At 70.5% G+C, this 23860-nt stretch carries 23 protein-coding genes; all 23 read right to left on the bottom strand.

Annotated features, from left to right (window positions below):
* Positions 1 to 189: 189 nt before the first annotated feature.
* The 23 genes from nadA to ribE all read right to left on the bottom strand — a co-directional run bounded on the left by nadA (position 190) and on the right by ribE (position 23713).
* On the bottom strand, positions 190 to 1266 hold the full coding sequence (gene nadA, locus VF632_RS23670) for a quinolinate synthase NadA (protein WP_331025409.1): 1077 nt from the start codon (positions 1264 to 1266) through the stop codon (positions 190 to 192).
* Between the two features lie 221 nt (positions 1267 to 1487).
* Positions 1488 to 1847 carry an iron-sulfur cluster insertion protein ErpA gene (gene erpA, locus VF632_RS23665; RefSeq protein WP_331025408.1) on the bottom strand — a complete coding sequence of 120 codons (360 nt, stop codon included), beginning with the start codon at positions 1845 to 1847 and terminating at the stop codon, positions 1488 to 1490.
* 162 nt (positions 1848 to 2009) lie between these two features.
* Positions 2010 to 2798: an enoyl-ACP reductase gene (locus tag VF632_RS23660; RefSeq protein ID WP_331025407.1), complete on the bottom strand. Its 789-nt coding sequence runs from the start codon at positions 2796 to 2798 to the stop codon at positions 2010 to 2012.
* Positions 2799 to 2845: 47 nt separating this feature from the next.
* On the bottom strand, positions 2846 to 4135 hold the full coding sequence (locus VF632_RS23655; RefSeq protein ID WP_331025487.1) for an Ig-like domain-containing protein: 1290 nt from the start codon (positions 4133 to 4135) through the stop codon (positions 2846 to 2848).
* On the bottom strand, positions 4135 to 6846 hold the full coding sequence (locus tag VF632_RS23650) for a valine--tRNA ligase (protein WP_331025406.1): 2712 nt from the start codon (positions 6844 to 6846) through the stop codon (positions 4135 to 4137). Before VF632_RS23650 ends, VF632_RS23655 begins: the two co-directional genes overlap by 1 nt.
* Before the next feature lie 144 nt (positions 6847 to 6990).
* The gene (locus tag VF632_RS23645) at positions 6991 to 8091 is read right to left on the bottom strand and encodes a PQQ-binding-like beta-propeller repeat protein (protein WP_331025405.1); all 1101 of its coding nucleotides are present in this window, start codon (positions 8089 to 8091) and stop codon (positions 6991 to 6993) included.
* 26 nt (positions 8092 to 8117) lie between these two features.
* Positions 8118 to 10244 carry an alpha/beta hydrolase gene (locus VF632_RS23640; RefSeq protein ID WP_331025404.1) on the bottom strand — a complete coding sequence of 709 codons (2127 nt, stop codon included), beginning with the start codon at positions 10242 to 10244 and terminating at the stop codon, positions 8118 to 8120.
* Positions 10245 to 10407: 163 nt separating this feature from the next.
* Positions 10408 to 10569: a hypothetical protein gene (locus tag VF632_RS23635; RefSeq protein WP_331025403.1), complete on the bottom strand. Its 162-nt coding sequence runs from the start codon at positions 10567 to 10569 to the stop codon at positions 10408 to 10410.
* Positions 10566 to 11819: a M20/M25/M40 family metallo-hydrolase gene (locus tag VF632_RS23630; protein WP_331025402.1), complete on the bottom strand. Its 1254-nt coding sequence runs from the start codon at positions 11817 to 11819 to the stop codon at positions 10566 to 10568. Before VF632_RS23630 ends, VF632_RS23635 begins: the two co-directional genes overlap by 4 nt.
* A 400-nt stretch (positions 11820 to 12219) precedes the next feature.
* On the bottom strand, positions 12220 to 12735 hold the full coding sequence (locus VF632_RS23625) for a hypothetical protein (RefSeq protein WP_331025401.1): 516 nt from the start codon (positions 12733 to 12735) through the stop codon (positions 12220 to 12222).
* Between the two features lie 90 nt (positions 12736 to 12825).
* Complete coding sequence (recO, locus tag VF632_RS23620; protein WP_331025400.1) at positions 12826 to 13614, bottom strand: DNA repair protein RecO; 789 nt, start codon at positions 13612 to 13614, stop codon at positions 12826 to 12828.
* An 18-nt stretch (positions 13615 to 13632) separates the two neighbouring features.
* Positions 13633 to 14646, bottom strand: a complete 1014-nt coding sequence (locus tag VF632_RS23615) for a hypothetical protein (protein WP_331025399.1) — start codon at positions 14644 to 14646, stop codon at positions 13633 to 13635.
* Positions 14643 to 15185, bottom strand: coding sequence for a bifunctional nuclease family protein (locus VF632_RS23610; protein WP_331025398.1), 543 nt, complete (start codon positions 15183 to 15185; stop codon positions 14643 to 14645). Before VF632_RS23610 ends, VF632_RS23615 begins: the two co-directional genes overlap by 4 nt.
* 159 nt (positions 15186 to 15344) lie before the next feature.
* Positions 15345 to 17132: a phosphoenolpyruvate--protein phosphotransferase gene (gene ptsP, locus VF632_RS23605; RefSeq protein WP_331025397.1), complete on the bottom strand. Its 1788-nt coding sequence runs from the start codon at positions 17130 to 17132 to the stop codon at positions 15345 to 15347.
* 4 nt (positions 17133 to 17136) lie between these two features.
* Positions 17137 to 17406, bottom strand: coding sequence for an HPr family phosphocarrier protein (locus tag VF632_RS23600; RefSeq protein ID WP_331025396.1), 270 nt, complete (start codon positions 17404 to 17406; stop codon positions 17137 to 17139).
* Positions 17407 to 17417: 11 nt separating this feature from the next.
* Entirely contained in the window at positions 17418 to 18158 is a 741-nt protein-coding gene (locus VF632_RS23595) for a PTS system mannose/fructose/sorbose family transporter subunit IID (RefSeq protein WP_331025395.1), read from the bottom strand.
* Entirely contained in the window at positions 18155 to 18826 is a 672-nt protein-coding gene (locus tag VF632_RS23590; RefSeq protein WP_331025394.1) for a PTS sugar transporter subunit IIC, read from the bottom strand. Before VF632_RS23590 ends, VF632_RS23595 begins: the two co-directional genes overlap by 4 nt.
* A gap of 7 nt (positions 18827 to 18833) precedes the next feature.
* Entirely contained in the window at positions 18834 to 19316 is a 483-nt protein-coding gene (locus VF632_RS23585; protein ID WP_331025393.1) for a PTS sugar transporter subunit IIB, read from the bottom strand.
* A complete protein-coding gene (locus VF632_RS23580; protein WP_331025392.1) occupies positions 19291 to 19707 on the bottom strand; it encodes a hypothetical protein in 417 nt (138 codons plus the stop codon). Before VF632_RS23580 ends, VF632_RS23585 begins: the two co-directional genes overlap by 26 nt.
* Positions 19700 to 20650 (bottom strand): HPr(Ser) kinase/phosphatase, encoded by a 951-nt coding sequence (hprK, locus tag VF632_RS23575; protein ID WP_331025391.1) that lies wholly within the window; start codon positions 20648 to 20650, stop codon positions 19700 to 19702. The genes VF632_RS23580 and hprK overlap by 8 nt, the downstream gene beginning before the upstream one ends.
* Positions 20651 to 21681: 1031 nt before the next feature.
* Entirely contained in the window at positions 21682 to 22791 is a 1110-nt protein-coding gene (locus VF632_RS23570) for a glycosyltransferase family 4 protein (protein ID WP_331025390.1), read from the bottom strand.
* Entirely contained in the window at positions 22788 to 23222 is a 435-nt protein-coding gene (gene nusB / locus VF632_RS23565) for a transcription antitermination factor NusB (RefSeq protein WP_331025389.1), read from the bottom strand. Before nusB ends, VF632_RS23570 begins: the two co-directional genes overlap by 4 nt.
* Positions 23219 to 23713 (bottom strand): 6,7-dimethyl-8-ribityllumazine synthase, encoded by a 495-nt coding sequence (gene ribE, locus VF632_RS23560; RefSeq protein ID WP_331025388.1) that lies wholly within the window; start codon positions 23711 to 23713, stop codon positions 23219 to 23221. Before ribE ends, nusB begins: the two co-directional genes overlap by 4 nt.
* Between the last annotated feature and the right edge of the window lie 147 nt (positions 23714 to 23860).

The following is a 23860-nucleotide window of genomic DNA, read 5'->3' as shown; positions in this document are numbered from 1 at the left end:
TGGTGTTCGCTGCCGCGCCCAAGCATCGTAGTGGCGCAGGCTGGATCCTTCGGCCCGCGATGGACGGCTTACGGGCGGGTACGGTGCGCTTGGGCCTCTGGATGACAGCATCCCGGGATGATGCCCGCGATACAGAAGCGGCGGCACCCTTGGGATGCCGCCGCTCGTTGTTGCGACCGACAGGTGCGATCAGGCGCAGCCGCAGCCCGTCTTGCGCAGGCCGGCTTCTTCCAGGGCCATTTCCTCTGCCGTGGGGGCGGCCCAGCCGTCGTTCAGATTCAGCATGCGGCGCAGGGAAAGCTCGGCGCGCGTGCGAACGTCCTCGTCCAGCACCAGTTCGTGCTGCTGGTGGTCCAGGCACCACGCCAGCTTGGCCAGCGTGTTCACCTTCATGTTGCCGCAGATGGCGGCTCCGGACAGCGGCACCAGCGTCTTTTCCGGGAAGCGCGCCTTCAGCCGGTCGATGATGCCCCGCTCCGTGCCGAAGATCACCTCGTCGTTCTGCTCGGCAATGTCCACCATCCTGGCCGTGGACGCCACCACGTCGGCCTGGGCCAGCAGCTCGGCGCGGGACTCGGGGTGGATGACCACGAGGGCGCGGGGGTGCTTCTTCTTCGCCGCGGCCAGCTCATCCATTACAAGGTCGTCGTGCACGTAGCAGTAGCCGTCCCACGCCACGATGCTCCCCGGCTTCACCTCCCCCTCTTCGCGCCCGGCGATCACGTACGGCCGCCCGCTCTTTTCCGCCGCGTAGCGCGCCAGGTTGCGGTCGGGGACGAAGAGGATGGTCCGGTCCGCGGGAATGGTGTTCACCACCTGCACCGCGTTCGCCGACGTGCAGCAGATGTCGGATTCGGCCTTTACCTCGGCGGTGGAGTTCACGTACGCCACCACCACCGCGCCGGGGAAGCGAGCCTTGAGCCTGCGCAGCGCGTCGCCCGTGACGAAGTCGGCCATGGGGCAGCCGGCCCGCAGGTCGGGCATCAGCACCGTCTTGTCGGGCGACAGGATCTTGGCCGTCTCGGCCATGAAGTGCACGCCGCAGAACACGATCACGTCCGCGTCGGTGCTGGCCGCCTCCTGCGACAACCCCAGCGAGTCGCCCAAGTAGTCGCTGACCTCCTGGATTTCCACGCGCTGGTAGTTGTGCCCCAAGATCACCGCGTTCAGCTCCTGCTTGCGGCGGCGAATGCGCTCCGCCAACTCTTCGCGGGAGAGGCGAGCGTACTCGAGCGGCGTGGAAAGGACGTCGGCGATCTGGATCAAGGCTCACCTCGGCGGCAGGTGTCGTCTAAGTGTTCTCGTGTTGAGAACGATAGGAATATGTCATACTCGTAACGAGAATGCAAGGGGAGGAGGGGAAGTGCGTCAGTGCGTGAGTGCGTTAGTGCGGTAAAAAGAAAAGAGGCCCGCGGATGTGCTCCGCGGGCCTCCCTGCGCCGTGCGAACTTCCGCACTCACGCACCAACGCACTCACGCACTGTCGTTCAAACCGTGAACGAGCTTCCGCAGCCGCAGCCGCCGGCCGAGTTCGGGTTGTTGAAGGTGAAGCCGCTGCCCTGGAAGGTCGACACGTAGTCGATCTCCGTGCCCTGCAGGTACTGCAGGCTGAAGGGATCCACGAACAGGCGGATGCCCTGCGACTCCAGGATCATGTCGTCTTCGCCGGCCTCGTCCTCGATGTTCAGGCCGTACTGGAAGCCCGAGCAGCCGCCGGGCAGCACGCCCACGCGCAGCCCCGCCGTCTCGGCCGCGCCCTGCTCCTCGATGTACCGGCGCACCTCGGAGGCCGCCGTGGCCGTAAGAAGAACCGGAGTGGCCGGTGCTTCGGTGCTGATCTCGCTCATCTGCATTGCTGCAACCCCGCATCACAAGGTTGGTCGCGGGCACCCAACACCCGCTCTCGTAACGACTTGTACGCTCTCGAAACCAGCAGGTTCCGGGCCGCGGCGCCGTTGTTCAACTACTGAAGTATATGCGGACGGCGCCGAAGATCAATCCTCAGGCGCTTATCCCGCCGTGATGTTGAAGCCCGCGTCCACGTACATCACCTCGCCCGTGATGCCGCCCGCCAGCTCCGACGCCAGGAACAGCGTGGCATTGCCTACTTCGCTGGGCTCCACCGCGCGCTTCAGCGGGGCGCGCTCGCCGGTGATCCGCAGCAGGTCGCGGAAGTGGGCCACGCCGCGCGCCGCCAGCGTGTTGATAGCGCCGGCCGACACGGCGTTGATGCGAATGCCGCGCGCGCCCAGGTCCACCGCCAAGTACCGCACGCTGGCCTCCAGCGCGGCCTTGGCGACGCCCATCACGTTGTAGCCGGGCACCGCCTTCTGCGAGCCGTAGTAGGTCATGGTGACGATGCTGCCGCCCTCGGGCATCATCGGCGCAAAGGCGCGCGACAGGGCCACCAGCGAGTAGGCGCTGATCTCGTGCGCGGCGGAAAAGTCTTCGCGCTGCGTTTCGATGAACGCGTTGGCCATCGCGGCCTTGGGGGCGTAGGCAATGGAGTGCAGCAGGAAGTCCAGGCTGCCCCAGCGCTCGCGCAGCGCGGCCACGAGCGCGTCGATCTGCTCGTCGCTGCGCGCGTCCAGGTCGAACACGGGCACGTCGCCCAGCGACGATACCGTCTTCATCACCCGGTCGCGCATCAGCTCGCCCTGGTAGGTAAAGGCCAACTCCATCCCCGCGCCGTGCAGTGCCTGCGCGCACGCCCAGGCGATGGAGTTCTGGTTGGCCACACCCACGATGAGGCCCTTCTTCCCCGCCAACAGACCGGCGAGCGGCGAGTTTTCGGACATGGTCGGTTCCGATTGATCCGGTGAACGGAGGATGTTCGCGATTCAGGTCAGTCGCGCGCGGGCACCAGGGCGCCGCGCGCGGGAAGCGAGGCGCGCGGGCGCCCCGGGGCCGGCGCAGGATCGGCCGGCGCGGGCCGCGCCGTACCCGGCCGAGCGGGCGTGCCGCTCCCGGCCGCAGCGGAGTCCGTTCCCACCCGCGGTGCCGGAGCCGGAGCCGCTTCCGGCGTGCGCAGCCGCGCCTGGCCGCTGCCCACCAGCCCGTTGATGTTGCGGACCGCCGTCACCCGCACGACATAGACGGTGTCGGGCTGCAGGGGCGAGGAGGGCCGCACGAAAAGCGCCTGCGCGGGAAGCGGACCACGCGGCGGGGCGGCCGCTGCTCCCGCGCTGTCCGCGCGCGGGGGCTGACGGGTTGTGCCCGCCGCCCCCGCTGGCGCCGCGCTGTCCGCGTCGACCGCATCGGTCGTGTCGCGTGGGGCGGGCGGAGCGCCCACGCGCACCTCGGCGATGGCGACAGGAACGCTGTCGGGGCCTATCACGGCCACCTGCGCGGCCGACAACGGCTGCTCGGGGTCCAGGTAGTCGTCCGTGCGCACCTCCACCCACCCCTGCGTGATCGTCGCCGAGCGCACGACCGGGGGCGTGGTGTCGGGGAGCAGCGTCGCCAGGCGCGCGGTGGGTGCCTGGCCCGTAGCGAAGGTCAGCCGCGCCGTGTCGCGCGCCTCGAACGGGTCCGGCCGGCCGTTGCGGTTGGCGTCGCGGTAGGCGATCACGCGGTATTCGCCCTCGGGAACCTGCCGGAACTCGAATCGGCCAACGCTGTCCGTCCGCGTGGTGTACGTCAGCGAGTCGCGAAGGCGCACCGCATCCACCCGCGTCTGCTGCCCCGGGTTTCCGGTGATCCGCTCGACGACGGCCCCCGACGCGCGGGTGTCGGGGATGGCGGGTCCCGTGCTGAACACCAGCCGGATCGGCTCCGTACGCGCGTTGCCGAAGCGGTCCTTGATCCCCGCCGCCACCTCGGCCTGGTAGATCTGCCCCCGCTCCCACCCGGCACGCGAGCGGATCACGATCTGGTCGCCCTCCTTGTCCACCGCCACCCGGCCGCGGACGGGGCTCAGCGACACGGCGTCCTCCACGCCCTGCTCGGCCAGCTCCTCGTCGAAGACGAAGACCACCGGGCCTGTCCACCCCTGCAGGCTGGCCATGGTGTCCGGACGCGTGGCCAGCAGCCGCGGCGCCTGCTTGTCTTCGGGCCCGCCCGGCGGCGCCTGCACGTTGGCGCACGCCGCCAGCCCCAGGAGAACGGCGGCGCGGGCCAGGTGCTCCACCCGCATCACGCCGCGCCTTCCAGCGCCTGGAGCTTTTCCGCCAGCTTGCCACGCTGGTCCCCGAACGACGCCAGCTTTTCGCGCTCGTACTGTACCACGTTCTCCGGCGCGCGCGCGACGAACGACTCGTTGGAGAGCTTCTTTTCCGTCCCCGCGATGTGCCCGTCCAGCCGCTGGATCTCGTCCCGCAGCCGCGCGCGCTCCTTGTCCAGGTCGATGACGCCGGCCAGGGGGATGAACAGCTCCGTCCCCGAGCGCAGCACCGCGCTGGCGCCCACCTCGCCATCCGCTCCCACGAACTCCACCTCGTCCACGCGGCACATGTCGCGGAGCGCACGGCGGCTGGCGTCCAGGACCGCCTTCACCTCGTCCGACGCGCCGGGAATGCGCAGCGGCACGCGGGCGGCGGGCTGAATGCCGTATTCCCCGCGGATGGTGCGCACAGCGCCGATCACCGCCTGCAGCTCTTCGATGGCCCGCTCGGCGGCCTCGTCTTCCCACTCCGGCCGCGGCTGAGGCCAAGGCGCCACGATCAGCGCGGGGGCCTCGCCCGCTGCCTTGGGCAGCTTCTGCCACACCACCTCGGTGATGAACGGCATCATCGGGTGAAGGATGCGCAGCGCCCCGTCCAGCGCCTGCGCGAGCGTGGCCTGTGCCGCGCGGCGGCTGGCGTCGCCCATGTCGCCGCGCAGGCGGGGCTTCACCAGCTCCAGGTACCAGTCGGCCAGCTCGCCCCAGAAGAACTCGTAACCGCGGGTGGCGGCGTCCTGCAGCCGGAAGCGCTCCAGCGAGTCGGTGACCTCGCGCACGGCCTTTGAGAGCCGCGACAGGATCCACCGGTCCATCGGCTCCAGGTCGGCGGCGACCTCGTCCAGCGGCACGCGGGGATCGTCGCCCAGGTTCATCAGCGCGAACCGGCCGGCGTTCCACAGCTTGTTGGCGAAGTTGCGCCCGGGCCCGAACGTCTCGTCCAGGTTCTCGTAATTCAGCAGCTGGTCCGTCCCCGCCCCGGAGCCGCTGACCACGGTGTAGCGCAGCGCGTCGGCTCCGAAGCGCTGCTTGACCACCAGCGGGTCGATGCCGTTGCCCAGCGACTTCGACATCTTTCGTCCCAGGTGGTCGCGCACCATTCCCGTCAGGTACACGTCACGGAACGGCACCTCGCCCCGGAACTCCAGCCCCGCCATGATCATGCGCGAAATCCAGAAGAACAGGATGTCGTGCCCCGACACCAGCGTGCTGTTGGGATAGAACTTCCCCATGTCGGCCGTGTCTTCCGGCCATCCCATGGTGCTGAACGGCCACAGCCACGAGCTGAACCAGGTATCGAGCACGTCCGGGTCCTGCTCCAGCCGCGCGCCGCCACACTGGGTGCACGACGTGGGATCCTCGCGTGCCACGATCGTTTCGCCGCAGTCACCGCAGTACCACACGGGAATGCGGTGGCCCCACCACAGCTGGCGGCTGATGCACCAGTCGCGGATGTTCTCCAGCCAGTGCTCGTACGTGCGCCCGAAGCGCTCGGGATGGAAGCGCACCCGGCCGTCGCGCCACGCCTGCAGCGCCGGCTCGGCCAGCGGCTTCATGCTGACGAACCACTGCTCGGAAAGGCGCGGCTCCACCACGGTGTCGCAGCGGTAGCAGTGCGGCACCGCGTGGGTGTGCTCCTCCACCTTGTCCAGCAGCCCCAGCTGCTCGAACGAGGTCACCACGGCGCGCCGCGCCTCGAAGCGGTCCATCCCGCGGAACGGCTCCGGCGCCTCGTCGTTGATCGCGGCCTCGGGCGTCATCACGTTCAGCGTGGCCACGCCCGTGCGCTGCGCCACCTCGAAGTCGTTGGGGTCGTGAGCCGGCGTAAGCTTCACCGCGCCCGAGCCGAACTCCGGGTCCACGTACTCGTCCGCAACGACGGGAATGCGGCGGCCCGTGAGCGGCAGCTCCAGCTCGCGCCCCACCAGCGCCGCGTACCGCTCGTCGCCGGGATGCACCGCCACGCCGGTGTCGCCCAGCATGGTCTCCGGCCGGGTGGTGGCGATGGTCATGTACTGGCGCCCGTCCGGCAGGCGCGGCAGGCCGGGGACCTCCGCGCCGTCGGCCAGCGGATAGCGCAGGTGCCAGAGCTTGCCCTGCGTCTCCGCCGGCTCGGCCTCTTCGTCGCTAAGCGCCGTCAGACAGCGCGGGCACCAGTTGATGATGCGGTGCCCGCGGTAGACGCGCCCCTTCTCGTACAGGGTCACGAACACCTCGCGCACGGCGCGCGACAGGCTTTCGTCAAGCGTGAAGCGCGTGCGCGTCCAGTCCGCCGAGGCGCCGATGGCCCGCAGCTGCTGAAGGATGACGCCGCCCGTCTCGTGGACGAACTCCCACACGCGGCCCACGAACGCCTCGCGGCCCAGGTCGTACCGGGTCTTGCCCTCCTTGGCCACCAGCCGCTCCACCACGTTCTGCGTGGCGATCCCCGCGTGGTCCGTCCCGGGCAGCCAGAGCGCTTCGCGGCCTTGCATGCGCCGCCAGCGGATCAGGACGTCCTGGATGGTGTTGTTCAGGCCATGCCCCATGTGCAGCATGGCCGTGACGTTGGGCGGGGGAATGACGATGACGTACGGTTCGCGCTCCGACGCCGCGTCAGCACGAAAGAATCCCTGCTCCTCCCACCAGCGGTAGAGGGCGTCTTCGTTTTCCTGCGGGTTGTACTGCGGCGGCAGCGGCTCGGCCATTCGCTTTCTCGTCTCCATACCAGGCACGGGGCAGAACGCGGATTCTACCTGAGTCTACAGGACGGGTCAAGCCAAGTTCCAAACGGACGGAAGCCCCGCACGCAAGGAACCGTGCAGGGCTTCCGGATGAAACACGGCCCCCGGTCAGCCGCAGTCGATTGCGTAGCTGGCCTTGTTGCCGATGACGAAGGCGCGCATTCCGGAGACGACCACGTCGCTGGTCGCGAACACCGCGTCAGTGGACCGTAGCGCGTATCCCAGGTGTCGGCCCGTGCGGCGGTCCAGGATCTCGATGTCGTCATCGTTGACGACGATTCGCTCTCCGCACACCTCGACGGCGTAGATGCTGCTGCCGGTGGCCGTCTTCCAGAGCACCTTTCCGGTGCGCAGGTCGGCGGCCCACACGTGCGTGTCACCCATACCCGCGTATACGACGCCATCCGCCACCCGGGGCCGGTTGTACGGACCTACGTACCCCCGCAACCCCTGCACCCGCCACGCCTCGCGGCCGGTTGCCCGGTCCAGCGCGAAGAACGTGTTCGTGTACTCGTCGCTCAGCACCAGAAAATCGCCCGCCACCGTGGGCGCGTCAATCACGTTGGCGTGCGGGCCGCCGCCCTCGTATCGCCAGATCTCGCGCCCGGAGTGCCGGTCCAGCGCCACCACCACGGCCCTCTGCAGGAGGTCGCCATCGTCCATGTGCCGGCGTACGGCCACGTACACGGTGTCGCCCGCAACCGAAATGCCGGTGATCAGAGAGGCGAACACCCAGCCTAGCCCCACGTCCACCTCCCACAGCTGGGCGCCGTCCGCCGCGGAAAGCGCAACGACCCGCCGGTTGCGCATTCCCACGTACACCGCGCGCTCGTCGGCCGTGTTGTGCGAGTAGTCGGCCGAAGACGGCAGCGCGGCGTGCCAGAACACCGCCCCGGTGGCGGCCTCTACCGCGTACACGTCTTCACCGGGTGTAAAGTACGCACGGTCGCCCTGCACCCAGATGCGGGAGGAGGCGGACGTCCGGTCCAGTGTGGTCCGGTACGCCTCGGAGCCGTCGGACTGCCGGAGCGCGACTACGCCCGGTCCGGCTTCTACCAGCAGCAGCCCGCCCACGGGCGCCAGCGCGGCGTGGCTGGACCCGTGCGGGATGGTCCAGGCCAGCCAGTCCTGGGCGCGGCCGCCGCCCAGGAGGTCGCTGCACCCGGTGCACAGGAGCAGCCCGAGCGCCGGAGCCGTCAGGCGCACCATACGCCGGATGCGGGGCGCCGCGCCCATCACCACGGCGACCCCGGCGGGACTTGGGCGCCGAACCTGTTCACGAGAGTGATGCCCACGCGCCGGATGGCCTTGTCGCTCTTCTTGGCGGCATCGTGCGAGTCGGCGTTCTGGATGATCTCGTCGTGCTCGGCATCGGGGTAGCGCTGGGACGCGTTCGGAACCACGCCGTCGCTGCCGTCGAAGGGCGAGGTGAGGAGATCGTACGCGCCGTCGATCGCGTTCAGAGCGGCCGTGGCATAGAACAGGGCGCCGGCCACGTAGGCCGAAGGCGTCCAGAAGATCCCCACGATGCCGCTGAGGATCGTCCCCGCAACGAGGCCCTTGTGGGCGTCGTCCACTTTGCGAACCAGCTTGCGTCCGCCGCAGTCCAGTTCGGGCCCGGCGCAGTTCAGATCGGCCACCACGCGCGCCCAAACCCAGCGCTGGCGGGTGTGCTGCTCGATCCCCACGCGGCGGAAGTTCTCGGGGGCGTTGTTCAGCGCGGCGTGGAACGATGTGTTGGGCACCATTTGCCCACTGACGGGCACCAGTTCGTCGACGCCGAAGGGTGACGCCTTGCCCAACTGGTCGCGCAGCTTGTCCGATGCATTACACCCCGCGTGTCTCCGGATGGAGCACGACGCGGCCAGCCCGGCGCCGCTGTTCTCCAGAATGATCTTGGCGGCACCGCGCCCCACCTTCATGATGGGCAAGCCGCGATGAGGGGTGCTGACGGTTACCACGCCGCGCACCAGGTCCGGGCGGCTCTGACCTACGAGGCGCGAGACGATGCCGCCGTTGCTGTAGCCCACCATCACGTACTTGTTGGCCGGCACCGTCCGCGCGCTCAGCTGCGACATCAGGTCTGCGGCCTGGTCCTGGTACCGCGCAGCCCACGGCAGCGTCGGATAAAGGATATTATCGGAGTACATGTTGTTGTAGAGCGCGGCACCCGTGCGACCGCCGGAGTACGAGCACGCGGCGTCCATGAACCCGTGCTGCACGACCACGTTGATCGACGCTCCCGAGGGGGCAGGGCGGGAGTTGGTGCGCAGGTAGGGTTCGCAGTCCGTGTAGTACCATCCTCCGCCCGTCAGCGTTCCGCCCGCGGGCGTGGTGCCGCCCGACCCGTCCCCCGTGCCGCCACCGCCACCACCACCACCGCCACCGCCACCGCCACCGCCACCGCCACCGCAGACAAGCGCGGTTGCGCTGCACTCGTCCTCGTACATCACCCTGGACGGCCCAACCGGGGCCTTCGCTGCGCGGCGGGCGTCGTCGCGCTCCTTATTCTTCTTGTACTTCACGTTCCGGTAGCGCACCACCTGCACATGGTGCGTGGTGCGGCCCCCGTCTCCCTGCTCCAGTTCGGCGCGGACCTCCTCCAGGATCCAGACCGCACCCTGCTTGCGGTACGTCTGCGCCACGCGCCCGCGGCCCTGCCTCTGGCCGGCGACGTTCAGCCGGGGCTGCCCCTGGCCGGGTGCCGGCGGCGTAAGGTCGCGCGTAAAGCGGACGCGTCCGTTGGCCAGGCGGTCCACGCGCGGGGCCGTGGGCGCTGCCGCCCCGCTGGTGCCCGAGACGGAGTACATGGGCTGCAGTTCGTGGTCCTCGCCGGGATCGGTGTCGCGGACGGCGCCGTCGATGGTGGCGTTCGCGAGCGAGCCCAGTTGGTTGATGGCGTGCAGTCCCGCCTCATCCTGGACGTAGTTGCCCAGCCCGTCGTACTGGTACACGGCGTCGCCGATCGTAAGGATCCGGGCGATCTGCTCACCCGGCTCGTCCGACAGCTCAGGATCCGGCGGGAAGTACGTATTGGTGCGAGTGGTTCCGTACACGTCGTACCCGGCCTCGACGCTGGCCTGCTCCACCGGCGACGTGACGGTCAGCGAGGTCACGGACGCGCCGGTGTGGGGATGGGGGAACGGCTCATCGGACGAGACGGTGGTCTCGCTGTACGTCGTGACGTCGCTGTACAGGTGCGAATCGCTGCGGTCGATCTCGTAGTCGTATGCGACCTGCTTCGCGCCTTCGAGCGTGCTGTCGAGCGGGTTGGGGCTGTCAGAGCAGGCGGCCAGCGCAAGGCAGGCGCCCGCGGCTGCGCGGATCAGCGGCCGGAACTGTTGTTTCCTGGGGTGTGTCACGATGAGGGTAGTGCAGAGGGGGCGGCCGGATCCGTGAGCCGGAGCCCGGGGCGGTTTCCCGGGGCGGCCCTGGCGCCGGCCAGGTATGTAGTGGATGGACCAAGGTAGCACGCCGGCGGGAGGCCGACAAGTCCGGGCACAAAAAGAGCGACGGTGTCTCCGATCAGCGCCGCCGTCGTGCGGCGAAGCGGGCCAGCAGCCGGGCGACGAGCAGCCCCGCCGCGGCGACGATGATGATGCTGGTGGTCAGGTCGTACCGGTTGCGCAGGGAAACGAACGCCAGCGCGGCGACCACGGCCAGCATCGCCAGTCGCACGATGTTCATCGCACACCCGTGAGCGTCAGGACGAAGAGTAGCGCCCACTGCGTGCCCAGGTGGCTGTCCGCCGTGTCGAACCACTCGCCGAGGGAGTGCGCGCCACCGCCCTTGCCCCCGCCGTCGATGGTGACCGCGGGAATGCCCAGGCTGATGGGAATGTTGGCGTCGGTGCTGCTGGCGATGGCGGGCACGTCGAAGCCCAGCGACCGTCCCGCCGCATTGGCCGCGCGCACGATGGCCGCGTCGGCCGGCTGCGACCCGGCGGGGCGGATGCCGATCGTGTCGACGGACACCGTCAGCCGCTCGCCGGACTGCCAGCGGGCGTTCTCCTCGGCCAGCGCCTCGCGGATGGCGGCCTGGAAGCGGTCGTCCAGGGCCTGCAGTGCCCCCGCATCCACCGAGCGCATGTCCACCTGCATTCCGGCGCTCATGGCGATGGAGTTCACCGACGTGCCGCCCTGGATCACCCCCACGCTGAACGTCACCCGCGGATCCGCGGGCACCTGGAACTCCGACACCTTGGCGATGGCCCGGCCCAGCGCGTGGACCGGGTTGGGCACGCCGAAGTCGCCGTAGCTGTGGCCGCCGGGGCCGCGGAAGGTGACGGTGTAGCGGTGGCTGCCGACGGCGTCCTTGGTCAGCCCCAGCCCGGTGCCGTCGACGGAGATGAAGTAGTCCACCCGGTCCTTCAGCTCGTGGCTGAACAGGTGGCGCACGCCGCGCAGGTTTCCCGCGCCTTCCTCGCCCACGGTGCCGACGAAGATGATGGTGCCGCGCGTTCGCACCTGCGCCTGGTCCATCGCCCGGGCAATCCCCAGCAAGATGGCCAGTCCGCGGCAGTCGTCGCCGATGCCGGGGGCGCGCAGGATGGTGCCCTCGCGCCTGACGGTGACGTCGGTGCCCTCGGGGAACACGGTGTCCAGGTGCCCGGAGATGACGACGACGGGCTCGCCGGGTGCGCCGGGCCGCTCCGCGATCACGTTGCCGACGGAGTCGATGCGGACGTTCCGCAGCCCCATGGCGGCGAACCGGGCGCGCAGGTCTTCGGCGCGGCGGGCCTCCTTGAACGGCGGCGCCTCGATCTGGCAGATGGCGATCTGGTCTTCGATGGTGCGCGGCTCGTCCTGGCGCGCGTACTCCAGCGCCTGCCGCACGCGAGCGTTGCGGTCGGGGACGCGAAGGTCCTGCGCCTGCACGGCGGAGGCGGCGAGCAGCGCCAGCGCGGGCGCGGCGGCAAGGCGAACGGAGATCGGCATGGGCGCGATCGGCGGCTTGGGCGATGGGTGATGCTGTGCGTCCGAATGTAGGCGGCGGTCAGGTGAGGCGCGAGGGCGGGCCGACAGGGACCCAAGGTGGGGCGCTCTTCGGAGGGTGGGGTGCGCGGGCCGGCGCCCCCCATCCCCAACCCTTCCCCCGCAAACTGCGCGGGGGAAGGGCGCCAGTTGGGTGCGCGTGGCCCGCCGAAGTGCAGTTCAGGTCTCCCCCTCCCCTGCGCAGCGGGGGACGGGGGCCGGGGGGAGGGGGCTCCCGCGCGTGCGAGGCACCCTGTCGCATCGGGATTGAAGTTCCCCCCTCTCCCGCGCGGTTTGCGGGGGAGGGGCCGGGGGAGGGGGAACCAAACGAAAGAGCCGGCCCGACCTCGTGGTCAGACCGGCTCTAGTCGCCTCGGCGGCCGAACGGCCAGAACCGGGACCTGCGCCGTGGGGGCGCGGTGACGATCACCTTCAGGTACTCCGTGCGGTCGCCCACCTGCAACATGCAGAAGTACACGCCGGTCGCCACGCGGCTGCCGTTCAGGTCTCGCCCATCCCAGTACGCCACCTTACGCCCCGGCTCGGTATAGCGCAGGTTCAGCACCGGGACGTTGGCGCCCCGGGGGTGCCCCACGGCCCGGGGCACGGCGACGATCTGGCCCAGCATGTTCACCACCCGCATGGAGACCACGCGCGGGGCTCCATCGGTGAAAAGGTCTCCCTCCAGGATGAACGGGATGTACGTGTCGGGATTCGCGGGGCTGGGGTAGTTCTGCTCCAGGCGAAATCCCTTGGATTGCGCGGCCTGCGCGGTGGTGCCGCCCTGCGCCCGCGCATCGGGGGGAAAGAGCCAAGCGAAACACGCGAGCAGGAGGAGCAGAACAGGTGGTGCACGCAGCATCAGCACCTCACTGTTCACCAGGTTGTTGCGTGTCGGCTCCTCCGATTCGCGGTCCTGCAAAGGGGAAAAGGGCTCCGCATCCAACTTACCCGATGCGCGCCAGCGGGGTCAAGCGACCGGCGGCCCCTCGTCCCCGTCTTTTGCCGCGCGCGCATCGCCCGCGCTGTCCAGGAACAGCTCCAGCGAGCGGAACGGCTTGTCGTGCGCCAGCTGTGCCTCGAGGAACGCGCGCAGCAGGGCGCGGTGCGTTCCCGGCCGCCCCACGCCGCCTTCCGGGACGTGCCCGCGGATCATCCCCCGCAGCTCGGCCCGGCTCTCCGCCTCCAGCACCCGCCCCGCCTGCCGGCAGCGCGTGCAGGCCACGCCACCCGCTACCGCGTCGAACCTCACCGGCTCGTCCGGCGCCACGTCGCCCGCGCAGAGCACGCACGCGTCCACCTGCGGCTCGAAGCCGAAGAGGGACACGAGCGACCAGGCGCCGGTCAGCGAGGCGCCCAGGGCCTCGGCGGGGGTGGGCGCGTCGGCGATGGCGTCCCAGGCGTTGGCGACCGCCTGGTACAGGCCGGGGTGCGGGTCCTCCGTCCCCACGCGCATCACCAGCTCCGCCAGCAGCGAGGCGCCGGAAAAGCCTACCAGCGACCGGCCCAGCGCCTGGCGGCTCCGCACCAGGTCGAAGCCGCTGAGCGTGTGGAGGTCGCGCCCCTCCCTCAGGTAGAAGGTGGCGTGCCCCTCGGTGAACGGCTCCAGCACCCCGCCGTAGCGGCTGCGGGGGCGCAGCGCGCCCTTGGCCATCACCGAGCGCACGCCGTGGTCCCACGTGTACAGCCGCAGCACCTTGCTTGTTTCACTGTACGGAAACGACTGGAGGACCAGCGCCCGCGTGGTGGTGAGCGCCACGTCCCCCTCCCGCCCCCGTCAGCCCTGCGCCGCGGGGCGCCGCCGCAGGGCGAAGAACGCCCCCGCGCCCAGCACCAGCACGGTCGCGGCGCCCGCCACCCAACGCGGGTCCACCCCGCCAGCCGGCTGGCGCGCACGCAGCGCCACCCGTGCCCCGGGACGGAGCCGCACGCCGGTGAACCGCAGGTACTTGTCGCCCTCGGCCTCGAACGGAATGCCGTCGTTCAGCCCCTCGACGCTCACGTTGGGCGCGGGCTGGCGCAGGTACAGCGCCAGGGTGTCCGTGGCCTGCGAGATGGGGAGCGCCAGGGGCTTGCGGCTCCCCAGCACCCGGTAGCGGAAGAGGAAGTCGCGCGAGCCCGGCACCAGCGGCACCGCGGCCACCACCCGGTCGCCCACCAGCATCACGTCGCCGCCAGTGGAGGCGGAGGCGCCGGCCAGCGGCTGCTCCGTCTGGAACTCGCTGGCGCCGGGCGGAATGGAGACGCCGAACACCGGCGTGCCGCCGCGGCCGACGACCGTGCGGGTGCCGGGGTTCTCCACCCGCACCGCCTCGGCGATCTCCCATCCACCCTTCACGCCCACGACGGCGATCACGTCGCGCCGGGTGACGCGCAGCGAGTCCACCGCGCCCTGGGCGGAGGTGGTGTCGTACACCTGCACCTCGTACCCCGCGCCGGGCTGGTCGGGGTGGAGCGCCGGGCCCAGGTAGCGCACGCCGTCCACCATCGCCGCGGCGAAGAAGACGGTGAAGGTGGCCGTGTCGGTGCGCGCCGGCAGGGTGAACTGGAACGCGCCGCCGGGGCCCGACAGGGCGCGACCGACCATCCCCGAGGTGTCGGACGAGACGCGGTGAAGCTCCACCGACGCCCCGGCGACGCCCTGGCCGCCCCTGACCACGCGTCCGGAAACGACGTCCTGCGCGAGGGCGGGAACGGCGAACAGCGCAAGCAGCAGCGCGGCCAGCAGGTGCGGCAACGGGCGGCGTGCCACCCGGCGCGCCGCCCGCTCTGGAAAGAAAATAGAGATCACGGGTTGAACCGGCCCAGGTCTTCGGGATCGAGGTTGCGCAGGTACTCTTTCAGCTGCTCGGGGTTCAGCCCCGGCTGCGGCCCTTCGCCGGCGGACCCGGGCTCGCCGGTCAGGTCCACCGTCCCCGCGTCGCTTTCCGGCGCCATGGAGATGGTGGTGGCCGTCAGCAGGTCGTCCGTCGTGAACAGCTGCGCCTGCGTGCGGAGCGCGATGGCGATGGAGTCCGACGGCCGTGCATCCACCGTGAACATCTCGTCGCCGCGGGTGATCACCAGCTCGGCGAAGTAGGTGTTGTCGTGCACCTTGGTGATCAGCACGCGGGTGAGCGTGCCGCCAAGCCCGCGGATAACCAAGGGAAACAGGTCGTGCGTGAGCGGGCGGGGAAACTTCATCCCCGCCAGCTCCATGGCGATGGCGCTGGCCTCCGCCGGGCCGATCCAGATGGGAAGGACGCGCTCGCCCCCTTCCTCCTGCAGGATCACCACCGGCGACTGGGTGCTCTGGTCGAGCCCCAGGCTCTGCACGCGGACTTTGATCATGGTGTCACGACTGCGGTAACTACGGTAAGGACGGTCACCACGGTAACTGCGTAACGACTGTCCGGCACGAACGGCGCCCCCGCGAGGATCGATACCGTACCGACCGTTGTGACGGTTGTTACCGTTTTTACCCGCCGTTCCGCCGGCCAACCTAGTGCGTCATTCCGGACGCGACAACCCCAGCGACGCCGAGAACTTGTTGAGGTCCAGCACCCGCCCCAGCCGCGCCGTGAGCACCTGCAGCACCTCTTCGGGGGACGACGCCTTCAGCGCCTCGGCCACGCCGGCGGCGGCGTCCTCGTACGTCACCGAGCGGATCACCTTCTTGATTTCCGCCAGCGCGGGCGGGCCCACGGAGAGCGACGAGGCCCCCATGCCGATCAGCAGGAACGCGCCCAGCGGCATGGCCGCCACCTCGCCGCAGACCCCCACCTCGATCCCCGCGTCCCTTCCCGAGCGGCAGATGAAGTCCAGCAGCCGCACCACCGCGGGGTGGAAGGGGTTGTAGCGGCTGGCGATGCGCGAGTTGCCCCGGTCCACCGCCAGCGTGTACTGCACCAGGTCGTTGGTGCCGATGGAAAAGAAGTCCACGTGCTTGGCCAGCTCCGGCGCGATCAGCGCCGCGGCGGGCGTCTCGACCATGGCGCCCAGCGTGTAGCCGCCGGGTACCTCGTGCCCCTCGGCGCGCAGCTCCCCGATGCACTGGTCGATGAGCACGCGGGTGCGCGTCACCTCGCTGATCTCGTTGACCAGCGGCAGCATCACGCGAATCTCCCCGTGCGCCATGGCCCGCACCAGCGCCCGCAGCTGCGTGCGGAACACCTCGGGCTCGTCCAGGCACACGCGGATGGCGCGCCATCCCAGGAACGGGTTCTCCTCGCGCCCCATGTGCAGGAACGCGGGGAACTTGTCGCCGCCCAGGTCGAAGGTGCGGATGATCACCGGCTGGCCCGGGAACGACTCGGCCACCCGCCGGTAGGCGCGGTACTGCTCCTCCTCGCCCGGCGCGGTGCCGCGGCCCACGACCAGGAACTCGGTGCGGTACAGCCCCACCCCCTCTGCCCCGTGGTCGCGGGCGTGGTCCGACTCGCCGGGGAGGTCGATGTTGGCGCGCAGCACCAGCCTCGACCCGTCCCGCGTCACCGCCGGAAGGTGCGCCAGCAGCACCAGCTCCTGCTCCCACTCGCGGATCAGGTAGTCGCGCTGGCGATAGGCCTCGCGGTCCTCCTCCGTGGGCGCCAGGACGACGCGCCCGGTGCGCCCGTCCAGGATCATCTCGTCGCCGTCGTGCACCGTGTCCGACAGGTTGCCGACGGAAACGACGCAGGGGATTTCCAGCGAGCGGGCCAGGATGGCGCTGTGCGAGGTGCGCGTTCCCAGGTCGGTGGCGATGCCCACGACCGTCTTCGGGTCCAGCTGCACGGTGACGGAGGGCGTGAGCTCGCGCGCGACCAGGATGTACTTTTCGCCGTCGTCCACCCGCGCGGCCAGGTCCGGGTCGGGCATGTTCATCAGCCGGCGCAGCACGCGGGTCTGCACGTCGGCCAGGTCGGCCAGGCGGTCCAGCACCATGGGATGCGAGCTGTGCGACAGCGCCGACTCCCACTCCAGCACCCGCCACTCGAAGGCGCGCTCGGCCGTCAGGTGGTTTTCGCGGATGGTGCCGATGGTGCCGTCGATCAGGTCGGCGTCCTCGAGCATCAGCACCTGCGGCTCGAAGATGCGCGCCTCCACCTCGCCCACCGTGCGCGCCGTGCGCTCCTGCAGCACGCGGATGCGCTCGCGGGCGTAGTCGCACGCGTCGCGGAAGCGCTGGATCTCGTACTCCACCCGGTCTTCGGAGATCACGGCGCCATGGGGCACGCGCGGCACCTCCCACCGCAGCACCCGTACGGGGGCGATGACGATGCCCGGCGAGGCCGGGATGCCGTCGCGCACGACGCTCACGCCGTCACTCCTCGCCAAAGCGGCCGTTGACCAGCGCGGCCAGCGCGTCCACCGCCTCCTTGGCGTCGTCGCCGGCCGCGCGGATGCGCACGGACGAGCCGCACTCGGCGGCCAGCATCATCACCCCCATGATGCTCTTGCCGCTCACCTCCACGTCGTCCTTGCCGATCCACACGTCGGAGCGGTAGCGGTTGGCCAGCTTCACGAACTCCGCCGCCGGCCGCGCGTGCAGGCCGTACTTGTTGACGATGGTGACTTCGGTCTGGTGTTCCATCCCCTGTCAGGTCATGAGTTGCTCGCCAGCACCACGCCGGCGATCAGCAGCGCAGCCAGCCCGATCCCCGCCACGATCCGCACGCGCGGGCCCAGCAGCACCCCCGCCGCCAGCGCCACGGCGCCCAGGGCGGTGTACGGAATGCCCTGCGTCTCCCCCCATCCCACGGCCAGCACCGCGGCCAGTCCCGAAAGAAAGGCCCCCGCCGACCCCGCCCAGTCGCCCAGCCGCTCGAACGGCGCCTCGCGAAGCGCCCGGGCCACCTGCAGCCCGTCGCGCAGCCCCGCGTTCAGCCCCCACACGCGCATCCACAGGTGAAGCGCGTTGTACGAAACCAGGAAGGCCGCCACCGCCACCCCCCAGGGTGCGCCGCCCAGCAGCAGCGCCACCATCAGCAGCGCGCAGGCGGGGCGCCACGTCAGCCACACCAGCCGGTCGCCCATGGAGCCTAGCGAGCCGCGCAGCGCGTTCTTGAAGCGCTCCACCAGCACGGGGGATGCGCCCTCGGCCTCCAGCCGCGCGATGGCTCCCGCCGCGACGGTGGCCAGGTACGGGTGCGCGTTGAACAATTCGGCGTGGCGCGCCACGGCGGCCCGCAGCCGCTCGGCGTCGCCCGCGTGCACGTGGCGCAGCGCGGGCGCCAGCACGAACGCCATCCCCGTGCCGATGAGGGTGCGGTAGTTCCACGACCCCTGCACCGCGAAGCTGCGCAGCAGCATCGCCCGGCGCACGCCGCGCGGCAGCGGGCTCACTTCAGCCACAGCACCGCCAGCCCGGCCGCGGCGCCCGCGAAGAACAGCGGCAGCCGGCGCCGTCCGAACAATCGCAGCGACGACGCCAGCGCCCCCGCGGCGGAGAGCGCCAGCGCGGGCCGCGTCCAGTGCTCCTGGAAGGGAATCCACCCCAGCGTTTCCAGCAGCGTCCCCAGCACCAGCAGCCCCGTGATCGTCACCACCGCGCCGCGGACGAAGTCCAGCCCCAGCGCCTTCAGGTGCATGCGCTCCAATTCCCCGGGCGATACCAGCTGCCCGTCTCCCGGCACGGCGATACCCACGTTGGTGCGCCGCAGCCACTCCACCGTCGTTCCGCCGACGCGCCCCCAGGCCATGGAAAAGACCACCGCCGCCATCAGCGCCACCGGCACGTCCACCGCCGCCCCCGCATACGCCCCCGCCGCGGCCACGGCCGCCGGGGCGGCCTCGGGGTAGCGCGCGGCGCCCACGGGAAGGACGGCCAGCTGCAGCGCCTCCAGCAGCACGCCGATGACGATCCCCGCGTGCGGGCTGCCAGTGACGATCCCCGCCAGCCCCGCCGCGATCAGCGGGCGCGACAGCATGAACTGGCCGAACGAGGTTCCGTCCAGCGCCAGCACGCCGCCCAGCAGCCCCAGCAGCAGCAGGATGGGAACGTCGGGGATCATGGGCCGTTCAGCCTCCCGCCAGCAGCTCGTCGAGCATCACCTTTCGCGAGGCCGGAAGGTCGCGCGCCGACACCTCGGCGCCGGACGCCGCGATCTCGCGCAGGGCGTCGCCGTCGCCCGGGCCCAGGTGCAGATAGGGAAGCACACGCGTGCGCCCCTCGGCGTGGTGGATGCCGCCCAGGTTCACCTCCTCGCCCGCCAGCGCGCCGCCCTCGGCCACGCGGCGCGCCGTGGCGACGTCGCGCACCAGGACGATCACGCGGCGCCCCCCCTTCCACTCGGGGACGCGGCGCCGGGCCTCGTCCACCGTGACGAACACCGCCTCGATCTCGGGCGGCACGCCCAGGCAGTACAGCTCCTGCTCCCAGGGGCTGGCGGCGATCTCGTCGTCGGCCACCACGATGCGGTCGGCGTGAAGGGGCCCGCCCCATCCCACCACCACCTGCCCGTGGATCAGGCGCTCGTCAACCCGAAACAGCACGATCGGCATGCGCCCCTTCCCGGCACTGGCCGGTGATCGACGACTTGCCCTTGCTCACCAGCCGGTCCACCAGCTCGGGGAGGGGCAGCTCGCGGTGAAAGACGAAATCCAGGAGCATGGGCAGGTTCACCCCGCACACCACCGCCGTGTCCGCGCGCTCCAGCGAAAGCTTGCGCGCGGCAAAGGCGCACGAGCCGCTGGGCAGGTCGGTGAAGACGATCCCCGGCCCCTCGCCCAGCGCCTGCCGCACGTTGCGCTGCAGGGCGTCGGGCCCGCAGCCCTCGTTGCTCAGGGCCACCAGGGCATCCGCGTCGGCCCCGGCGATCTGCCGCACGGACTGCACCAGCCCCTCGGCAAGCGACGCGTGGCTCACCACCAGCCCCCGCACCGGCTCATTCATAATCTTCCTCCAGGTAGTCCGACACCCCCGCCATGCGGGCCTGCAGCCGCTGGTTGAACAGGCGGGCGGTGTCGACGCCCGAGTATTTCAGCAGGTGGTTCATGGCCACCACCTCGCACACCACGGTGATGTTCTTTCCCGGCACCAGCGGCACGGTCACCATCGGCACGGGAATCCCCAGGATGTCCATGGTCTTCGTATCCAGCCCCGTGCGGTCGTACACCGCGTTCTCGTCCCAGATCTCCAGTTGCACGACCACCTCGATGCGCTTCTGCTGCCGGATGGCGCGGACGCCGAACATGGTGCGGATGTCGATAATCCCCACGCCGCGGATTTCCATGTGGTGCCGCTGCAGGTCGTGCCCCTTGCCGATCAGCACCTCGTGGCCCCGCCGCGTGATCATCACCAGGTCGTCGGCCACCAGCCGGTGCCCACGCTCCACCAGGTCCAGCACCGTCTCGCTCTTGCCGATGCCGCTCTTGCCCACGAACAGCAGTCCTACCCCGTACACGTCGGCCAATGATCCATGGAGGGTGGTCCGGGGCGCGAACCGCTCTTCCAGGAAGGGCTTGATGCGGGTGTAGAAGTCGGCGGTCTTGAGCGCCGAGCGGATGACGGGGGTGCCGGTGTGGTTGGCCAGCTCCAGCAGCGGCGCCGGCGGGGTCTGCCCCTTGGTGACGAAGACGACCGGGATGTCGAAGTCCAGGAACACCTCGAGCGCGGCGCGGCGGCGGTCTTCGTCCAGCGACTCCAGGAAGGCGACCTCCGTTTCGCCCAGCACCTGCATGCGCTCGGCGGGAAAGCGCTCGGTGTAGCCGGTGAGCACCAGTCCCGGCGAGCTGATGTCGGGGGTTTGGATGGTGCGCGACAGCCCGCGTTCGTCGGTCAGAAGCTCCAGCGCGAGCGATTCGCGCTTGGAGCGCAGCAGGTCGTCAACCGTCAATTCGCGCCTTCTGGTTGGGTGGCTCCGGGCCGGCCCGGTAGAATAACGGTTCGGGGGTGGATGCGCACGCAACATTGGTGCGACGGGTTCCCCCCTCCCCCGGCCCCTCCCCCGCAAACGGCGCGGGAGAGGGGAGAACTTCGGTCGGGGTTCGACTAGGTGCCTCGCATGCCGCGGCTGGCCCCTCCCCCGCCCCTCCCCCGGCAAACTGCGCCGGGAGAGGGGAGAACTGCATCTGTCATCCAGAGGCGCCTGGGAGGGGGGGAGAACGGCCAGCTGTCATCCAGAGGCGCAGGCGCACTGCACCCGCCCGTACGCTGTACCCGGCGCGCCGAAGGATCTTGCCGGAGGACACTACCCGGCTTGGGCGCGGCAGCGACACGAAACCCCGAGACGCGTCCGCCGGGGGCCCCTCCCCCGGCCCCTCCCCGCACGGTACTGCTGTGCGGAGAGGGGAGAACTTCGATCGGGGTTTGACTGGCTGCCTCGCATGCCGCGGGAGCCCCCTCCCCCCAGCCCCCGTCCCCCGCTGCGCAGGGGAGGGGGAGACCTGAACCGCGCTTCGGCTGGGCTCACGCGCTCGACGGAACGTAGGCGGGGAACTGTGCGCTTCGGGGAACCCGGCGCATGGCCCTGGGCGCCCCCGCTCCCGGCCTCTCCCCCATAAACCCCATGGGGGAGAGGAGAATTCGAGTGCACGTCCGCTGGCCCCGCGCACGCTGCTAGCTCCCTTCCCCCGCGCAGTTTGCGGGTGAAGGGTTGGGGATGGGGGGCGCAGGCCCGAACACCGGACCCAGCCCTCACGCACCCCACCCCGAAGTGTACCCCCTCTCCCACGCTGTTTGTGGGAGAGGGTCGCACGCGTGTCAGCGCGGCGGGGTGAGGGCCCCACGGCAGCCGAGGCCTCGGCTGCCGTGACCGCTGCCGCGCCCGGGCTGGTACGTGTCCGCGGCTAGATCCTTCGGCCCGCAAGGTATGGTTTGCGGGCGATGGTGGCGTGGCTTGGCCTCAGGATGACAGGCCTTGCAGTGTCAGCGCGGCCGAGTGGAGACCTCCGCCAGGTGAGCTTCCGTACGATCCGCTGCGCGGTCCCAGGACAGGCCCTCGGCGAAGCGGCGGGCGCCGGCGCCCAGGCGCGCGACCCGCTCCGCCGTCAGCGAGGCGAGCGCGTCGGCCAGGGCGGAGGCGTCGCCGTAGGATACGAGCAGGCCCGTCTCGCCGTGAACCACCGATTCGCGCAGCCCCGGCGAGTCCGCCGCGACGGCGGGTGTGCCGCAGGCGCCGGCCTCCACGTTGGTGATCCCCCACCCCTCCTTCGGCGAGGGCAGCACGTTCGCCCAACTGGTGCGCAGCAGCTCGCGCTTGCGCTCTTCGCTCACGAATCCCTCGAAGCTCACCCGGTCACTCACACCCAGGCGCTCCACCAGCGCGCGCAGGTTCACCTCGTCGTCGCCGCGGCCAGCGATGCGCAGGCGCGCCGGGTGGCCGCGCTCCTTCAACAGGTGCACGGCCTCGACCGCCAGGTCGATGCGCTTGTACTTCTTCAGCCGTCCCACGTACAGGAACGTCGGCTCCGCCAGGCGGGGCAGCGACGGGTCGGGCGAGAAAAAGGCGAGGTCCACGCCGTTGTGGATGACGGTGATGTCGCTTCGACGCAGGCCGCGGGAAACGAGGTCGTCGGCGGTGCTTTCGGAGACGGCCTGCGTGCCCAGCCCGTGGTAGACGCGCGGGATGGGGCGCTCCAGCAGCCAGGTGGCCGCCGCGAACGGCACAGAGGCCTCGCGGAACGCCGTCGCGCCGAACAGGTGGTGGACCAGGAGGACGAGCGGGCGGCGCACCCAGTACGGGGTGAAGAGCGGGACCTTGTTCAGGTCCTCGACCACCACGTCCCAGGGTTCGGACGCCAGGTGCTTGCGGTAGTATGCCGGCGCGGCGAGGGAGAAGGTGTTGCGGCCGCCCGTGCGGTGGATTTCCATCCCGTCCGCCCGGGCGCGGGCGGGGGCGCCCGGCCAGCCGCTGACCAGCGCGTGCACCGTGTGCCCGCGCCGCGCCAGCCGCCCGAAGATTTCGTGCAGGTGAATCTCTGCCCCGCCGGACTGCGGGTTGGCGAGGTCCTGCCAGTTCAGGACCAGGATCTTCACGCCGGGGCAGACTCCCCGGGCGCCACCCGCCGCATCACCGCGTCCAGCACGCCGTTCACGAACCGGGCGCTCTCGTGGGTGCCGTACTTTTCCGCGAGCTGCATGGCCTCGCGGATCACCATCCGGGCCGGTACGTCGTCCACGAACATCATCTCCGCCGTCCCCAGCCGCAGGATGGCGCGGTCGATCACCGAAAGGCGCTCCATCCGCCAGTTGGTGAGCGACTCCACGATGGCGCGGTCGATCCGCGGCAGGTTTGTCGCCACCAGGCGCACGAGGACCTCGGAATACGGCCGGTTGGCGGGCGACACTCGAAGATTTTCGAACAGGCCGTGGAGAACGGGAATCGCCTGGGACACGTCGCCGCCGCGCTGCTCCCACGCGTACAGCGCCTGCAGCGCCCAGCCGCGGGCACGGCTCCGGTTGTTCACCGGGCCTCCTTGCCGCCGATGGAGCCGTCGCCCAGGCGGGTGTACAGGTCGCTCATCTCCATGGCCACCATCGCCGCGTCCCATCCCTTGTTGCCGGCCTTGGTGCCCGCGCGCTCGATGGCCTGCTCGATGGTGTCGGTCGTCAGCACGCCGAACACGATGGGAATGCGCGAGTTCACGCCGATGGCCGCCAGCCCGTTGGCGGCCGTGCCCGCCACGTAGTCGAAGTGGGGCGTGGAGCCGCGGATCACGCAGCCGAGCGCGATCACCGCGTCGTAGCTGCCCGCTTCCGCCAGCATGCGGCAGGGCCCCGGGATCTCCCATGCGCCCGGCACCCACACCACCTCGATGGCATCGTCCGCCACGCCGTGCTGGCGCAGGCAGTCGCGCGCGCCCGCCAGCAGCTGGCGGGTGATCAGGTCGTTGAAGCGGCTGATGACGATGCCGAAGCGCTTGCCTTCGCCGCGAATCTGCCCGTGATGTTCGATCAAGAGAGTACCAAGGTTCTAGTGCCAAGTACCAGGTACTGAGTGCAAAGTACCAAGTACCGAGTGCCAAGTACGGAGTGCCGAGTGCCACGCATCAAGCCCAGGTGCCGCGAATCCCTGGCACTAGGTACCTGGCACTTGGTACTTCCC

This window comes from Longimicrobium sp. (assembly GCF_036388275.1).
Lineage (GTDB): Bacteria > Gemmatimonadota > Gemmatimonadetes > Longimicrobiales > Longimicrobiaceae > Longimicrobium.
The sequence above is the reverse complement of the archived record's forward strand: the minus strand, read 5'-3'. Positions and strand labels throughout refer to the sequence as shown.

Bases quoted from the DNA above. Each gene is read 5' to 3' on its own strand.
- VF632_RS23580 (WP_331025392.1), bottom strand. From the start codon at position 19,707: ATGAATGAGCCGGTGCGGGGGCTGGTGGTGAGCCACGCGTCGCTTGCC.
- VF632_RS23655 (WP_331025487.1), bottom strand. From the start codon at position 4,135: ATGCGGGTGGAGCACCTGGCCCGCGCCGCCGTTCTCCTGGGGCTGGCG.
- VF632_RS23645 (WP_331025405.1), bottom strand. From the start codon at position 8,091: ATGGTGCGCCTGACGGCTCCGGCGCTCGGGCTGCTCCTGTGCACCGGG.
- VF632_RS23650 (WP_331025406.1), bottom strand. From the start codon at position 6,846: ATGGCCGAGCCGCTGCCGCCGCAGTACAACCCGCAGGAAAACGAAGAC.
- VF632_RS23660 (WP_331025407.1), bottom strand. From the start codon at position 2,798: ATGTCCGAAAACTCGCCGCTCGCCGGTCTGTTGGCGGGGAAGAAGGGC.
- VF632_RS23610 (WP_331025398.1), bottom strand. From the start codon at position 15,185: ATGATCAAAGTCCGCGTGCAGAGCCTGGGGCTCGACCAGAGCACCCAG.
- VF632_RS23600 (WP_331025396.1), bottom strand. From the start codon at position 17,406: ATGGAACACCAGACCGAAGTCACCATCGTCAACAAGTACGGCCTGCAC.
- VF632_RS23590 (WP_331025394.1), bottom strand. From the start codon at position 18,826: ATGATCCCCGACGTTCCCATCCTGCTGCTGCTGGGGCTGCTGGGCGGC.
- VF632_RS23635 (WP_331025403.1), bottom strand. From the start codon at position 10,569: ATGAACATCGTGCGACTGGCGATGCTGGCCGTGGTCGCCGCGCTGGCG.
- erpA (WP_331025408.1), bottom strand. From the start codon at position 1,847: ATGAGCGAGATCAGCACCGAAGCACCGGCCACTCCGGTTCTTCTTACG.
- VF632_RS23585 (WP_331025393.1), bottom strand. From the start codon at position 19,316: ATGCCGATCGTGCTGTTTCGGGTTGACGAGCGCCTGATCCACGGGCAG.
- VF632_RS23630 (WP_331025402.1), bottom strand. From the start codon at position 11,819: ATGCCGATCTCCGTTCGCCTTGCCGCCGCGCCCGCGCTGGCGCTGCTC.